Origin of the sequence: Dyadobacter jejuensis, assembly GCF_003149085.1 — a bacterium.
In the GTDB taxonomy this organism is placed as follows: domain Bacteria; phylum Bacteroidota; class Bacteroidia; order Cytophagales; family Spirosomataceae; genus Dyadobacter; species Dyadobacter jejuensis.
Map to the genome: position 1 here is coordinate 173,428 of NZ_QGDT01000005.1, position 15,015 is coordinate 188,442.

Genomic DNA, 15,015 nt, shown 5'->3' on the forward strand with positions numbered 1-15,015 from the left:
TACATAAAGTTTTGAGGCAGTTCTAATTTTGCATCATATCGAAAATTTCAAATTAAATATAAGATATGTTCAAAAAATTACTTAATCAATTTCTCTAAACTTTATGAAATTACTACAACTCAAAACTTTTAGTTTTTGGGCGTTTGCTTTCTGCTTATGCCTGTTGGCATCGGGTGAAAAGGTGAATGCGCAACAAATTATTAAGGGAAAGGTAACCTCTGCCGAGGACCAGCAGCCACTTCCTGGCGCGAACATTAAAGTTAAAGATACCACCATAGGGGTGGTCACCGATGTAGACGGGAATTTTACCTTAGATGCTCCAGAAGATTCCAAAATATTGGTGATATCCTATATTGGTTTTGCCGCCAAGGAGGAATCCATCAATGGCCGATCCATCATTAATATCGCCTTGGACAACGATCAGAAATCCTTGGAGGAAGTGGTCGTAATCGGATTTGGTACTACGTCTAAAAAGAAAATGACGGGGGCAATTTCCACCATGGACGCCAAAAAATTGGAGCAAACTCCCTTTCCAAATGTAGGCCAGGCACTACAGGGGCAGGTGGCTGGCCTAGTGATCCAGAATAATGGAGGCGGACCTGGAAGTAAGCCTTCTGTTTCTATACGGGGGGGAGGGGCCCCATTATATGTAATCGATGGAGTAGTGACTAGTGTAGAGGATTTTAATGCGCTGAATCCCAATGATGTCCAGTCTATCAGCTTTTTGAAAGACGCCTCAGCAACGGCCGTATATGGTTCTAAAGCGGGGAATGGTATCGTTTTGGTGAACACCAAAAAAGGAGAGAGTGGGAAGATTAACGTCAACTATTCTTATAACCATCAGATCAGCCAGCCTACCGTGCTTCCTAAGATGCTTAATTCCTATGACTATGCGCTGATTCAGAATCAAGCTTCTGCATATGATGGAACGGTACCTACCTATACTCCCGAGCAGCTGGAAATCATCCGTACCCATAGTGACCTAGAAGCATATCCCGACAATAACTGGCCTGACTTGGCCCTTAAAAAGTTTGCTAACGAAAGTAAGCATAATCTTTCTATTCGGGGAGGAGATCAGCGCACCAATTATTTCGTGTCCTTGGGGTATATGGACCAAGGAGGGATTCTAAAAGCCGATGTGGTTGATTTTAGCCGTTTCAACTTGCGGAGTAATATTACTTCTCATGTGGAGAAATTGGGCTTAGAATTCGGAATCAACGTGAATGCCAGTCTTGAAAGATACAGAGAACCCTCTGCGGGCATGTGGTCGATCTGGCAGGTGATTACCAATAATACACCCCCCAATTACCGGGCCTTCAATACCGATGGAACCTTGGCAGGAGGAGCGGCAGGAGATCATCCCTTGGCTATTAGCAACGAGGATGCCGGATACAAAAAAGATAGAGATAAGTTTTTAAACAGCCAAGCCTACATCAAGTGGCATGTGCCGTCAGTAGATGGATTGTCGTTTGGGGTTATGGCCAACTATCGCGATGGCGACGGCTGGAGCCGGACTTGGAATCATAATGCACCACAATACCTAAGCGATGGAACGCTGATGAAAGCCAATCCACCTACGATGTCTGTATCTTCTTATTATACCAATCGTTTGTATTATGAATCGAGTGTTTCCTATGCTAAGACTTTTGGGAAACATGGCATCGATGCTACTGCCGTATATACTCAAACGACCACCAACGGTGAAACCTTACAAGCTTCCAGAAGAAATTACCTGTCGAGTGCGGTCGATCAGTTATTTGCAGGGCCAGCCGAAGGCAAGGATAACGACGGAAATCAGACTAAAGGAGCCATTGCTGGGTATGTGGGAAGGTTAAAATACGACTATGCCGGAAAGTATATCATCGAGTTTAGTGGCCGTTACGACGGTAACGACAACTTTGCTCCTGCCAAAAGATGGGGTTTTTTTCCTGCGGTATCGGTGGGCTGGAATGTTGCCGATGAAGGATTTATGGAGCCACTTATTAGTAAAAACATCATCAATGATCTAAAGCTACGTGTTTCCTATGGTAAAACGGGGATTTCTGATGGGGTTCAGCGTTTTGGATATATACCGGTATATAACCTAGAAGCCAATGCATATAACATAGGCAATAGCCTCGTAACCGGATTTTCGGAGGGTAACTTGGTTAATCCCAATGAGCTTACCTGGTATACTAGGAACTCCTTAAATTATGGGGTCGATTTTGCCAGTCTTGGCAATAAACTGACTGGATCTTTCGATTACTTTTACTACCGTACTACGGGGTATCTCGTAAGCCCCAAGGACCGTTATACCACCCCATTGGGTAAGAACTTGCCGCAAATTGCCTCCAATTCCGCTCAAAGAAGAGCCGGTTTCGATATGGTGCTTCGTTATAAAAATAATATAGGCAAGCTTCAATATGAAATAGGTGGAAACGTCTCGTATTTCAACCAATTATGGGAACAACTAGATACTGAAAATGAGGCGACACTTAAGAACCCATATACCCGTCAGACGCACCGCACCGACTATTGGGCGGGAGGCTCGGTGTACGTTTCCGATGGACTGTATCAGAATGGTGCTGAAATACTAAACGCTCCTCGTTTGCTGGCCTCTACCGAAACTCAAGCCGGGGACATTAAGTATACCGACATCAACGGGGATGGGAAAATCGATGCCCAGGATCAAAGAAGGGTCGGCCTGCCTTCGATGCCTCATACCAACTTTGGAGTAGATTTTAACCTTCGTTATCAGGGCTGGTCTATGAGTGGATTGGTACAAGGAACGGGTAGTCGCTACATCGGTTTTCACAATTGGATCGTAGCTGGAGAGGCTCGGAAATATGTGTATGAGTATCAACAAAACTTTTGGTCACCTCAGAATCCTAATGGTGAATTTTCTCGGCCGTCGCATACCTCTGCGGTCAATGGAGGAAATAACGTAGTAGATTCTGATTATTATTTAAAAAACGCCCGCTACCTGCGACTTAAGAACTTTCAGATTGGGTATGACTTAAAGTATTCCCTTTTGAAGAACGTAAAGTTCTTGTCGACCTGTCGTATGTATATCAACGGTACCAACTTGCTGACGGCCTCAGGCATCAAAAAATACTTTGATCCAGAACAGTCTGAGTTAGCTGGTGCTGGAGAACAGAGCTATGGCTATCCAGTTCAAAGGACCTATTCTTTGGGTGTTAATGTCGCATTTTAATTGAAAAACGAGATGAAAAATATAAAATTATTGATACTGATTGCGGCCTTAAGCTTTGTCGGTATCTCTTGCAACGACGATTTGCTGAATACCAAGCCCCTGGACAAGTTTTCTGAAGAGGCCGTATGGAATGATATTAATCTAGCACAAGGGTTTATTTATAACACCTATATGTCGGTTATCCCCGAGTTATATGTCAACCCGGCTGATCCTCAGTCGCGATTTGGTGGAGTGGGCAACGACGACTACACCGATAATGTCTTGATCAAACGGTCGAATGTTGTCGTACGCGACCTCATGGATAAGTTCTTCGATGCTGGATGGGCCAAGAGCAATGCCTACTATTGGTGGAAAAGCATAAGCCCAACGAAGCAGAACTCGTTTGAAGCTATCCGAGACTGTAACCTGATCATCGAAAAAGTGGCAGCTTCTACGGGCATCAAAGAAAGTGAGAAAGCAGGGTTAATAGCCCAGGGCAAAATGTTACGTGCCTTAATGTATTACTCAAAAGCACGTTTGTTTGGTAAATATGTGATTGTGGATCATGTGCTTAGTGAAGAAGATGACTTTAAGCTGCCACGTACCAACACCATCAAAGAGACCTACGATTTTATAGTTAAGGACTTGCAAGAAGCCTCTTTGGCTTTGCCCGACAAGGGTGCGGTGGCAGCCGGCCAACTCACCAAAGGGGCAGCCTTGGCCATGCTGGCTGAAATCTCCTTACACGGCGCTGCTTACATAGAGTCAGGAAAAACAGAATATTACCAGATTTCCAAAAAGGCCAGTGAAGATTTAATAGCCTTAGGGTATACCTTGGATACCGACTATGAAGCTATGTTTAACGATTATGATCATGGGTTGAGTACTCCCGAGGGGATACTGGGGCTCTATAAGCATATTAATGTAACGGTGGGGCAACAAACGATGATGCAGGGACTGGTGCCCAATATGGAGCCGTCGGCAACCAAAGGAAGCCCAGCCTTGGTGGAGCAGTTTGTAGGATGGACGGAGATATGGCCCTCGGTCAGCCTTGTGGACGATTATCTGGTGGTGGATGCCGATGGAGAGGCTAAGAAATGGGATCAGACTAGCTATTATAAGACTTTTAAGGCCCAAGGAGGGTACGTGTCCGAAGCGATATATAAACACCGTGACAAGCGTTTTTATGCTTCGATCGTTCAAGATTCTACCAAATTTTTCAATAATTTGGTCACCACACGTGTGGGGGGGAATATGCATTATTTGTCCAGTACTAAGGGCTTTCAGTATATGACGCCATCTGGGTATTATATGCGTAAGGGAATTTATGAGAAAATAAGATTTCAATCGAACCTCAATACTTCCTACCATCAATTTATCACAAGGTTAGGCCGTGCCTATCTAAACTATGCCGAAGTGTTATTGAGGCTGGGAAACACCTCCGAGGCCATTAACTATATCAATAAAACCAGGGTCGCCCATGGAGGCCTACCCGAACTGCCTACGGGCTTGTCGGCTTCAGAAGCTTGGAAATGGTATAAGATAGAAAGAAGGGTAGAGCTTTTCTTTGAGAACGACCGCTATTGGTCCTTGCTGCGCTGGGGAATGGAAAATGGGGGCAACGTTATTCCTGAAATCAACGATACCCAGCATCAATTCATGGAGATAAGCAGTGACGGCAGGAGCTTTCAGTTAAAAGAACTTTTTCAATATAAGTCGCTTAATGAAAAGAAGTTTACCGTCAAACGGTATCTATTTCCAGTGCCTGAGAAAGAAAGACAGCAAAATGAAAATTTGGATCAAAATCCAGGATGGTAATTATAAAACTTAAGCGTTAATACGATGAAAAATCTATTTAAATATGGGCCTTTACTCTTCATAACTGTATTGATGAGTTCATGCTTAAAAGCAAATCTAGAGGTGTTACCGGTTTTTTCAGATGCCGAGATCACCAATTTTCGACTCGAATACCGTTGGGTGGAAGGCGAAGAAGCCTATGGGAAGTTGCATGTGGTACAGCTCCCTACCAAGAACACCATCGATTCGGAGACCAACACCATTATTTCGGTTATTACCTTGCCTGCCGCCAGTGCGAGCTTTCCCGAATCGGAGCGTAGCAAAGTGTCTCTACAAAACGTAGTAGGGTATGCCGACCTATCTACGGCCGCTAGCATGCATCCTATCGGGGATGCCCCGGTATTGGGCAAGCCAGGCGATTTTAGTAAAGATAATTTACAGTACGAGGTGGTTGCTGCCGATGGGCAAACCAAAAAAGTATGGAAGCTAACCCTGAGTGGATTGTAAAAAGTAGTAGGCTGTAAGCTGCGACGGACTATATATTGATTATTTTTTTAGCGGTGCTAGTCCGGCTATAGGTCGGGTAGCACCGCTATGTTAAACCCTGAATATCTAAGAAATGACAACTAGAAGGGAGTTTTTTAAAAGTACCGGTGCCGGCTTAGCTTTGGCATCACTTACAGATACTACATCACTCGGGGCTCAAGCTTTAACGAACAAACTGGTATCTGGATCGCCTGTGATGGAGTTCAAAGTGACTCCGCCCTTATTTTGTCCTTATTATAGCAGCGGCCGTGCCGACCAAAAAGGAGGGAATGCCTATTACTATAAACGGGATGCCTTTGTTGATAACCCCTTTACTACGCCGGCCTCAGGAATGTCGGGCTCGCCGGTAGTCATCGATGCCCATGGTAAAATGGTGGGCTTTACCAGTAGCCAGGGCTATGAAGATTCGACCTTCTCTTTCGATGGTAAAGATACCCTAAAAGTACAAGTCCCTCCGGGGCAGGAGCTCTTTGTGGATGAGCATGGCGATGGAGAAAAAGCTTGGAAGGATTATAATACCTTGATGATGAAACGCCTTAACATCAGTCCGTTGACCAGCTCTCCTACATTTTGGTCCGACGTGGAATATTGTACATGGGTAGAGCAGAAGTTTTTATCTACCAAAAAACAGGAGCATTTCAACCTGCTCAACCACGACTTTATCAAAAAATACCTCGACGAGTTAATCGCCTTGGGCTATCCTAAAGGTAAGTTGACCTTGGATCATGGCTGGGGGACCTTCCCCGATGGTACCATCGACTCCGGTTTTGGATCGTGGGTTCCCGACCCTAAGAAGTTTCCCGATTTTCGAAAGACAATGGATCTGATCGTAAATAAGGGGTTTACCCCAGGGCTATGGATAGGCTTTCCCAAAATACATGCGCAGAGTATGATAGCCCAGCAGTATCCCGACTTACTAGGGAGCTGGGAGGCCAATAATGCCCAACGAAAGCCTAAGGACATGCGCTATTTAAACCCTAAAGCCGACATTTATAGTTATGCTTCCGAGGTGATTCATCGGTTTTATAAGATGGGGGTCATGAAATTTAAGATCGACATGTCCTATAATACCAAGGCCGATATGTTGCCTATCCATAAATAACTCTATCATGCGGCTAAGGATATTGACCCGAAAATAGAAATGGAATTTCATGTTCCAGATATTTTCTTTACCCGCTATACCGACGTGACGCGCACCAATGATGTTTGGTTAAACGACCAGTATGACTGGCCGGCCAGGGTAAAAACGCATTATGAAATTACCTATAAGTCGTCGCCGGGAAGGGCAATAAATCTCGACCATGTGGGAGGCAATGACACCGGGGCCATTACCGAAGCTAAGTTTTTAAAGCATTTAGATATGTACAAATCCAAAATCGGCTATCCGATGGTGTCGGTATTGCCTAGTCACTTTGGAAGCAAGGTGGTCGATCGCACCGGTGACTTTTTGTGGGAATATCATAAAGGAGCCAGAAAGATCGTGTCTGACTTTTGGTCTTAGCACTAGCCGCTAAGATATCCTTAGCCTATTATTCAATATTAGACTTATCACGATGGATAAGGTAGGAGTATTTTTACTATCGGCAATGATCCACCAGCAATAGGCCGGCTCATCGATTTTAGAAAACGCGGATCGCCAATAGTTGGCTGCCCCAGCAGTACCCACCAGTAGTGATATATTCTATTCGTCTTAAAAAATATGAAACGTAGAAATTTTTTCAAAAACGCCGCTGGTATAGCGATGGTTACACAATTAACTCCGAACGGGGAAGCAGGGACCGAAAAACCAATAGAATCCTTTAAGTTCGACCGCAAGCAATGGGAAGTGATGGGCAACGGCTTTCAGGCTATGCCCGATAGGAAAAAAACGGTATCGTACGACGTAGTGGTGGTTGGTGCGGGAATGGCAGGTATTTGTGCGGCCGTTGCTTCCGCTCGTAATGGGGCCAAAACAGTACTTATCAATGACCGTCCCGTACTAGGAGGGAATGCTTCGAGTGAGATCCGCGTGACTGTCAACGGGGTGGCGCATTTAAAGCCCAAAGGCCTACCAGAAAGAGAGACGGGGATTATTGAAGAGATATTGATAGAAAACCGGGCAAGGAATCCGCAAGAGTCCTATCCGGTATGGGATCATGTACTATACGATTTCGTAACGAGAGAGTCCAATCTTACGCTAATGCTCAACACACAAGCCATGGATGCCGTCATGAAAGGCGACCGGATTACGGCGGCAAGGTGTTGGCAACTCACTACCGAAACCGAGTTTATGGTGCAGGGCCAGGTGTTTATCGATTGTTCGGGGGATGGGCTGCTGGCGGCAAAGGCCGGTGCCATATTTCGTACCGGTAGGGAGGCGGCGTCGGAGTTCGATGAGAAATATGCCCCCAAAGAGGCAGATGGGTGGCAGATGGGAGCATCTATCCTGATGCAAGCCAAAGATATGGGCCGCCCCATGCCTTACACTCCTCCCGCTTTTGTGATCAAATATGATGCTGAAAAGGCCCATGATAGAGCCATCAATCAGTTTATCGATGGTTTTTGGTGGGTAGAGCTAGGTAGTGAGTTCGATATTATCGATGAGCAAGAAGACAATCGTCATAAGCTTATGGGTTATTTGCATGGGGTATGGGATTATGTAAAAAATTCTGGTGAATTCCCTGAGTCCGAAAATTTTGCCTTGGATTGGGTGGGCGCCCTACCAGGAAGGAGAGAGTCTAGGCGGTTTATTGGGGATTTTATATAGTCGGAAAAGGACCTCACCGGGCATCGTCATTACCCGGATGCCATCGGCTTTGGCGGCTGGTCTTTGGATGAACATAACCCGGGGGGGATTGAGAGACTCGATTTGCCTCCTAGTTTTTTTCATGAAAAATTTGCCAAAGTTTACGAGGTGCCTTTCCGTTGCTTGTATTCCAAGAATATTGCTAATCTCATGTTTTCAGGAAGGAACGTAAGCCAGACGCATATTGCCTTATCCTCCACTCGGATTCAAGCTACTTGTGCATTGATGGGCCAGGCCACGGGCACCGCAGCTACTTTATGTGTTAAACTAGGCGTGTTGCCTAGGGATATTGCCCAAAAACATATGGCGGCCCTACAGGAACAATTACTGCGCGACGACGTTTTTATTCCGTTACGTCCCGCCCAGGACCCTAACGACCTGGCCACAAAAGCGAGCTCGATCTTTGGCTCTTCCACTACCACGGGCCAAGCTTCCTTATTGACAGATGGTATGTCGCGCGATATCGACGATCAGGTGCATCACTGGCAGTCGGACGGGTTACCCGCCTATGTACAGTTGGAGTGGGAAAAACCCGTAGACTTGTCAGCCATCGAAATTAAGTGCGACAGTAATCTACAACGAAATATCATGATGCGTAAGGACCATAAGGTAAACCAGAATTTTGGTACCGAAATCCCTCCCGAACTACTCAAAACGGTAGATTTTGAGGTACGAATTAAAGGGCAATGGGTAAAGGTAGGGCAGGTTAAAAATAATATAACCCGATTGGTGAAGGCGCATTTTCAAAGCCAAAAAACTACCGCTGTCCGGATAAATATGACCGAAACCTATGGAGCCGATCATGTCAAATTATTCGAAGTAAGGTGTTATTCGTAAGCTTATGATGGTCAGAAAGCCTTGGCTCAAAATATTACTAATGGTGCTGCTGTGGAGTATGCTGGGTGGGGTGGCTATGGCCCAGCCCAGCCTCACCCAGCATCCGGTTTACTTGGTACACCCTGGGAGCGTGGAGGGGACCCCAAAGGAATACTGCCTGATAGAACAGAAGAGTGGAGCTGGCCAATCTCGTTATTATATGGATGTGGAATCCGTTATTTGCGGGAGTAAAGTTTGCAAGGTCGTAACCGTTCGGCTTTTCTGGGACGAATTGGGAAGATATACCCATTTCGATATGCCGGCAGGTATGGCCCTAGAAAAGGAAGAAGGAGAGGCCTTTACCCAGGCAGATTATGACAAACTTCAACAAATCCTTGCCAATCCATTCTCGCCCCTGCAGGACGTATATAAGGAGGATCTGGTGGATCCCGCGAGTGACTATAACGCCATCGATGCATTGTCGGGAGCAACGGTTACCATCGATCAGACGGCCATCGTAAAAGGGGCCGTTTGGACTTGCTATACCCTGTGGCATTGGGCGCATGGGCCCGTGGTGGCTTATATTAGAGATCATACGGGACGTGCGTATGCCGTCGAGGAATTACTGGTATGGCTTTCCGAGCGGGATAGCCCCTATCAGGTGTTGGCCTTGGAGCAGCTCACCAAAAGAAAAGCCTATGGGGATTCCGAGATAAATGCTGTAGAGCAAATTGCCCTAAAAACAGAATCGCTATTTTCGGCGAGTCTATGTTATTTTGAAAAGGCGCCCTGGTTGTATATGAAAGAGCTATCCCCTTGCTATTCCAGCGTTCCCCAACTGCCTACAGAATGCGCTACCTGAAATCCATTCAAAACAAACCGGAGACGGCACCAAGCGGGTTTTATCAGGGCATAGTAGCGGCCTGGAACTCCAAGGCACCGTATCCGGAGGTGGTGCTGCTTCTAGATATTCTAAAAGCCAAGTCTATCGATTCTCCCGAAGTCTATCAATCTCTCCTAGCTCTGTTAGAGGATGATCTTATGGTTTCTAGAGCCGTTTATTGGTTTCTAGTAGATAAACCATTGACGCCAGAGCAGCAGTTGAAGTTAAAAATGTTTGAACAAAACCATGCTGAGGCTCTGAACTGAGTATTCGAATGAAAGTCAAAAATAGGAGGATTATCAATTTTTAGAAGAAATTGACTAATTTAGGTTCTTTATAATATTGATATTGTACTAAAATGCTGCTTCGGCTACTTAGATTAAATTTATTCCCCTTATATTTTATTCTTCTTTGTTGCCAGACTCATATGGGTTTGGCTCAAGCCAAGCCCTTTGGTTCACCCAAAAATTTATCGATCTCCGATGGATTGGCGCATAATGGGGTCACCAGCTTGTTGGAAGACAGTCAAGGATATCTTTGGGTTGGTACTTACGACGGATTAAACCAATATGATGGATTCAAATTTGTCACCTATAAAAACACCCCAGATACCGAACTTATCGCTAGTAACAGGGTTAGAAGCCTGGCTCAGGATCCTCTTGGGAATCTGTGGATAGGTACCGACGATGGTATTACCATCTATGACTATGAGTCGCAACAATTTAAAACCATCTACTCCAATAAGTTGACCGGCAAGGGATTGAATGGCCCTATCATCCGATCCATTATTGTTCAAAAAGACAAGGGGTGGATGATCTGTGCAACAGAGCTGGACGGGTTGTTGATTTTTAACACCGATTACCAGCTGAAGGCTCATTATATTCCTTCCTTAGGTCCAGGTAGCTTGGGCGTATTATTTCAGGAAGGGGTCGAGATAGGAGAAGGCATTTATGTGTATGCTACATCGGCAGGTTTGTTGCAATTTGACTCCAATAAAGGTCATTTTAGAAGGGTGTATGGCGAGAAATTACCATCTTGTGTGTCAGTAACCCGTACCCCCGACAGCCACCTCATTGTGGCAGGCCAGGACGGGGTTGATATCCTGAAATTTACTAAATCGAGCCAAGGAGTCCGTTATAAGTGGCTAAGCCATAGTTTGTCCTCCCAGCGATTTAAAATTGTAAGAGGCGATATGGAAGGGCGACTGTGGCTGGGGACCTTAAATGATGGTACTATACGGGTCAATTCTATGGCACAACTTCTATCCGCCGACCAACGTGGGCTTAAGCCCCTGGAACCTACCGATTTTGTCCGGGTAAGTAGTATACTCCTTTCACCTACTTCGGGATGTTGGGTGGGGACGTTTAATAAGGGGCTTTATAATTATAATTTAAAACCAAATCCCTTCTCTTTTTTTGATTTTACCCAAGGAAAGACCAGAGAAACGGGAGTTCAGAAAATAATAGGGCATCTGTCTGCCTTTAACGACAAGGAGGTTCTCCTTTCGAACAGGACAGGGGGGCTTAACTTACTGAATACAGAAAACCATACCATAAGGCACTTCCCTTATAAGCTTCCTTTAGGGGGAGATAAGATAGTGGGTAGGTTTATGCAAGATTCGAAGCATCACCTTTGGGTTAATTATAACGCCTTAGGTCGGTTGTATCGGATTGGCTTGGAGGAGGCAACCACTGAGCTCATCACTTTTAGAGGTGCGCCCTTAAGCTTAACTATACAGTCGATGTCCGAAGATCGATTTGGCAATATCTGGATTGGTGGGGTAGAAGGGGCCTATAAAATTACGGTCAACAAAGATGGGAGTATTGGGGAAGTGTTTTCCTTGAATAATCTTCCTTATTTCAAACAAATGGATTTGTCGTTGGTTCGGGCACTATATGCCGACCCAGAGTACGATTTTATGTGGCTAGGTACCGACGCCCAGGGCTTATTCCGAATAAAGATTACCGACCAACAGGATCCTGCCCTCGCGCCTGTCGATCATTATGTTTTTGATAGGAGGAAGCCAGGAAGTATTTCCAGCAACTTTGTGTCGAGTATACTGAGGTTGCCCAACCACGAGCTCTGGATTGGGACCGAGCGAGGAGGGATTTGTCAGGTGCTTCAGAGCGATACGGAACCACGATTCTTAGCCTTTACCGAAAAGAATGGGCTTTCTAATAATGTGGTCAAGGCCATACTCCCTACCTCTGACAACAACCTTTGGATTAGCACCAATATCGGGCTGAATTATTTTAATACCACCACTAAAACTTTCAGGAACCTAACGGCGAATGACGGGCTACCTTTCGAAGATTTTAATTATTCGGCGGTCCGGCTCAATAATGGGAATTTTGTCTTCACTGGGCTCGATGGTATCACCTATTTTAAGGCGGAGGCTATTGATCGGCATGAGGCCATCCCTAAGCTGCAATTTGGGAGTTTATTGGTCAAGAATAAAATGGTAGCACCATCCGATACGCTTAATGGCCGGGTTGTGCTACACCAAAGGTTGCGCGACGGAGGACAAGTAGAGCTCAAATATTCGGAGGATGTTTTCTCCATTGAGGTTAACTCCTTGCATTTTTCCAGTTCCGTCAATCATTTTATTAGATATCGCCTTTTGCCCGAAAATCAGGAATGGATTAAAAGGCCCTCCAATCAGAAGTTTATTAACTATGCGGGGTTGAAGCCCGGGGAATATACACTGGAAGTGGCGGTATCGAATGCCTTAAACGAATGGTCGGCTCCGCAGCAGCTGAACATCGTGATTAGTCCTCCGTTCTGGAGAACGTTTTGGGCCTATCTACTTTATTTGGTTCTGATAGCGGTTGGCATTTATGTCGTGATTCAAGTTTTTCTTCGAATTCAAGGATTACAACACAAAGTCGCATTAGAACAGCTGGAGCTAGAAACAGGACAAAGAATTAGTGAAGCGAAGCTAACTTTTTTCTCGAATATATCCCATGAAATCAAAACCCCGGTAACCCTAATACTAGGGACGATCGAGCTGTTGAGCAAACAGATGAATGCCGGAGTAGGCGTTCGGGAAAAGCTTAATTTGGTGTTAAGGCAGTCCAAAAAGATCTCTCAGCTGATCGACCAGGTGCAGGATTTTCAACGGGCCGATACCAACCTCTTACGTATGCATCCAGACACCTTTAGCTTCGATGCCTTCGTAGCCGAATTGGTGGGCGATTATCAGGTAATGGCTTTGGCCGAGCAGAAAACCATAGAGGTGATTGCTGAGGATAGTGCTGAAATTTTTGTTCGGGCCGATCCCGATAAAATGGAGAAAATTTTAAATAATTTATTAAGTAATGCCTTTAAACATACCAGTACAGGAGCCGTAATTCGGGTCCTATACCGAACAGATCAACAACAACTTTTAATAACCGTCCACGACAATGGGAAGGGGATTCACCCCAAGGATCTTCCCCATATTTTAGAGCGATTCTATCAGTCCAAATACCACCAGCAAGAATACGTAGGAGGGTCAGGGATTGGGTTAGCCTTTACCAAAGTGCTGGTAGAAATGCACTATGGGCAAATAGACATCGATAGTACTTTAGGTGTCGGAACGTCCGTTATGCTTCGCCTGCCGGTGGTGGCTGAGCCAGTAGACAGTCGGGAGCGGGAAGAAGAGACTATCCTTTTGAAAAATGAAGCAGCATACCAGCCTTCTACCATGGCTATGGCACCGTATGACCGGCAGCAGGTGGTTGCCGATAGCAGCTTTGCTGGAGCGACGGTGTTCTTAGCAGAGGATAACCCCGACATGCGCACCTTTGTAGCGGAAGTGCTCGGAGATTTTTATCAGGTCAAGAGCTTTGGGAATGGCCAGGAATGTCTGGATGCTTTGGAGGAAGAGTGGCCCGATGTGATCATCAGTGATGTACTTATGCCGGTCTTGAATGGTTTTGAGCTTTGTAAGCGCGTCAAGGCCGATGTGTCTACGAGCCATATTCCCGTTATACTGCTCACTGCTTGCATATCGGTGGACGACCAGATAACCGGGCTGAATCAGGGGGCGGATGGCTACATCAAAAAACCTTTCGATATTCAGCAGCTTATTTCTACCACCGATTCGGTATTGCGTACCCGCAAGCAAATACGCGAAAGGTTCGATTTGGGGCTTCCTTTACAATTGCAGAATACCAATGCCAAAGACCAAGTCTTTATGGAAAAACTATACCGTCTTATGGAGAGCAACCTCGATAACGAGAATCTGGATATCAGTGATTTTACTAAAGAACTTTACCTTAGCCGTACGCATTTGTATCAAAAAGTTAAGGCAATTACCAACCAAACACCATTTGACCTTTTGAAGACTTACAGGCTCAATAAGGCCGCCCAATACCTTTTGCAAGGGGAATATTCTGTTAATGATGTGTATCTGATGACTGGTTTTAAAAGTAGGACGCATTTTAGCAAGGCCTTTAAGGAGGCTTTTGGCACCTCGCCGGGGAAATATGCAAAGGCTCAACCTACTTCGGAATAAATATCTAAATGAGTTGAGCCTTTTTGCTGTCAAAATGAATCAATTTTAAAGCCTGTCGAAGGATTTCGGTCTACGTGTATTTTTTAAACAATGGATTGTCAGTAGCTTACAATAAAAAAATACATTTCGAAAGGTCCTATCACGCTCTGAGTGATCAATGTGACACGCTACTTTAAACGTCAATTAAATTGTTTTTTTATGAAATAAAATTACCCCACTGGAGGAGCGGCGATATTCATCATTTAATATGCCGCTCCTAAGGAGCTGAAATATGCAATTGAAAAATAATTTCTATTCATATGTCGCCACGCTGTGGCTTGCATAGCGGCTCGATAGGAACGAAATAATATTTTTTCGACCAATCCTCGACCCTTCATTTCTCCACTCGCCTTATGCCCGTCTCTTAGGGCGATATCGGTTTTCTGGGCTGCTAGAATCATTTTCTATTAATGTATTGCATCACTGTGGTTTTCTATGTAGCTACCATTGACCTAATTTGTAATCAATTGACTATTAGT

At 45.1% G+C, this 15,015-nt stretch carries 9 protein-coding genes and 1 pseudogene; 9 read left to right on the plus strand and 1 reads right to left on the minus strand.

Features of this window, described 5'->3' with window-relative positions:
• Positions 1–103 precede the first annotated feature (103 nt).
• The 9 genes and pseudogenes from CLV98_RS11965 (at position 104) to CLV98_RS12005 (ending at position 14,497) form a co-directional block, all read left to right on the plus strand.
• Positions 104–3,193, plus strand: a complete 3,090-nt coding sequence (locus tag CLV98_RS11965; protein ID WP_109674562.1) for a SusC/RagA family TonB-linked outer membrane protein — start codon at positions 104–106, stop codon at positions 3,191–3,193.
• A gap of 12 nt (positions 3,194–3,205) precedes the next feature.
• Positions 3,206–4,990, plus strand: a complete 1,785-nt coding sequence (locus CLV98_RS11970) for a RagB/SusD family nutrient uptake outer membrane protein (RefSeq protein ID WP_109674688.1) — start codon at positions 3,206–3,208, stop codon at positions 4,988–4,990.
• Between the two features lie 24 nt (positions 4,991–5,014).
• A complete protein-coding gene (locus CLV98_RS11975) occupies positions 5,015–5,476 on the plus strand; it encodes a DUF5018-related domain-containing protein (RefSeq protein ID WP_146202269.1) in 462 nt (153 codons plus the stop codon).
• 112 nt (positions 5,477–5,588) lie between these two features.
• Positions 5,589–6,617, plus strand: a complete 1,029-nt coding sequence (locus tag CLV98_RS11980; protein ID WP_109674564.1) for an alpha-galactosidase — start codon at positions 5,589–5,591, stop codon at positions 6,615–6,617.
• Between the two features lie 39 nt (positions 6,618–6,656).
• Positions 6,657–7,016, plus strand: coding sequence for a hypothetical protein (locus CLV98_RS11985; RefSeq protein WP_109674565.1), 360 nt, complete (start codon positions 6,657–6,659; stop codon positions 7,014–7,016).
• Positions 7,017–7,364: 348 nt separating this feature from the next.
• Positions 7,365–9,137 (plus strand): annotated as a pseudogene (locus CLV98_RS23910) (FAD-dependent oxidoreductase).
• A 4-nt stretch (positions 9,138–9,141) separates the two neighbouring features.
• The gene (locus CLV98_RS11995) at positions 9,142–9,978 is read left to right on the plus strand and encodes a hypothetical protein (RefSeq protein WP_109674566.1); all 837 of its coding nucleotides are present in this window, start codon (positions 9,142–9,144) and stop codon (positions 9,976–9,978) included.
• Positions 9,966–10,265, plus strand: a complete 300-nt coding sequence (locus CLV98_RS12000; RefSeq protein ID WP_109674567.1) for a hypothetical protein — start codon at positions 9,966–9,968, stop codon at positions 10,263–10,265. Before CLV98_RS11995 ends, CLV98_RS12000 begins: the two co-directional genes overlap by 13 nt.
• Before the next feature lie 167 nt (positions 10,266–10,432).
• Entirely contained in the window at positions 10,433–14,497 is a 4,065-nt protein-coding gene (locus CLV98_RS12005; protein ID WP_158281243.1) for a hybrid sensor histidine kinase/response regulator transcription factor, read from the plus strand.
• 242 nt (positions 14,498–14,739) lie between these two features.
• Here CLV98_RS12005 and CLV98_RS12010 read toward each other — a convergent pair whose 3' ends face one another.
• On the minus strand, positions 14,740–14,937 hold the full coding sequence (locus CLV98_RS12010) for a hypothetical protein (RefSeq protein ID WP_109674569.1): 198 nt from the start codon (positions 14,935–14,937) through the stop codon (positions 14,740–14,742).
• Positions 14,938–15,015: the final 78 nt, after the last annotated feature.

Excerpts from the sequence above, each read along its gene's own strand:
- CLV98_RS11965 (WP_109674562.1), top strand. The coding sequence starts at position 104 with ATGAAATTACTACAACTCAAAACTTTTAGTTTTTGGGCGTTTGCTTTC.
- CLV98_RS11970 (WP_109674688.1), top strand. The coding sequence starts at position 3,206 with ATGAAAAATATAAAATTATTGATACTGATTGCGGCCTTAAGCTTTGTC.
- CLV98_RS11975 (WP_146202269.1), top strand. The coding sequence starts at position 5,015 with ATGAAAAATCTATTTAAATATGGGCCTTTACTCTTCATAACTGTATTG.
- CLV98_RS11980 (WP_109674564.1), top strand. The coding sequence starts at position 5,589 with ATGACAACTAGAAGGGAGTTTTTTAAAAGTACCGGTGCCGGCTTAGCT.
- CLV98_RS11985 (WP_109674565.1), top strand. The coding sequence starts at position 6,657 with ATGGAATTTCATGTTCCAGATATTTTCTTTACCCGCTATACCGACGTG.
- CLV98_RS11995 (WP_109674566.1), top strand. The coding sequence starts at position 9,142 with ATGATGGTCAGAAAGCCTTGGCTCAAAATATTACTAATGGTGCTGCTG.
- CLV98_RS12000 (WP_109674567.1), top strand. The coding sequence starts at position 9,966 with ATGCGCTACCTGAAATCCATTCAAAACAAACCGGAGACGGCACCAAGC.
- CLV98_RS12010 (WP_109674569.1), bottom strand. The coding sequence starts at position 14,937 with ATGATTCTAGCAGCCCAGAAAACCGATATCGCCCTAAGAGACGGGCAT.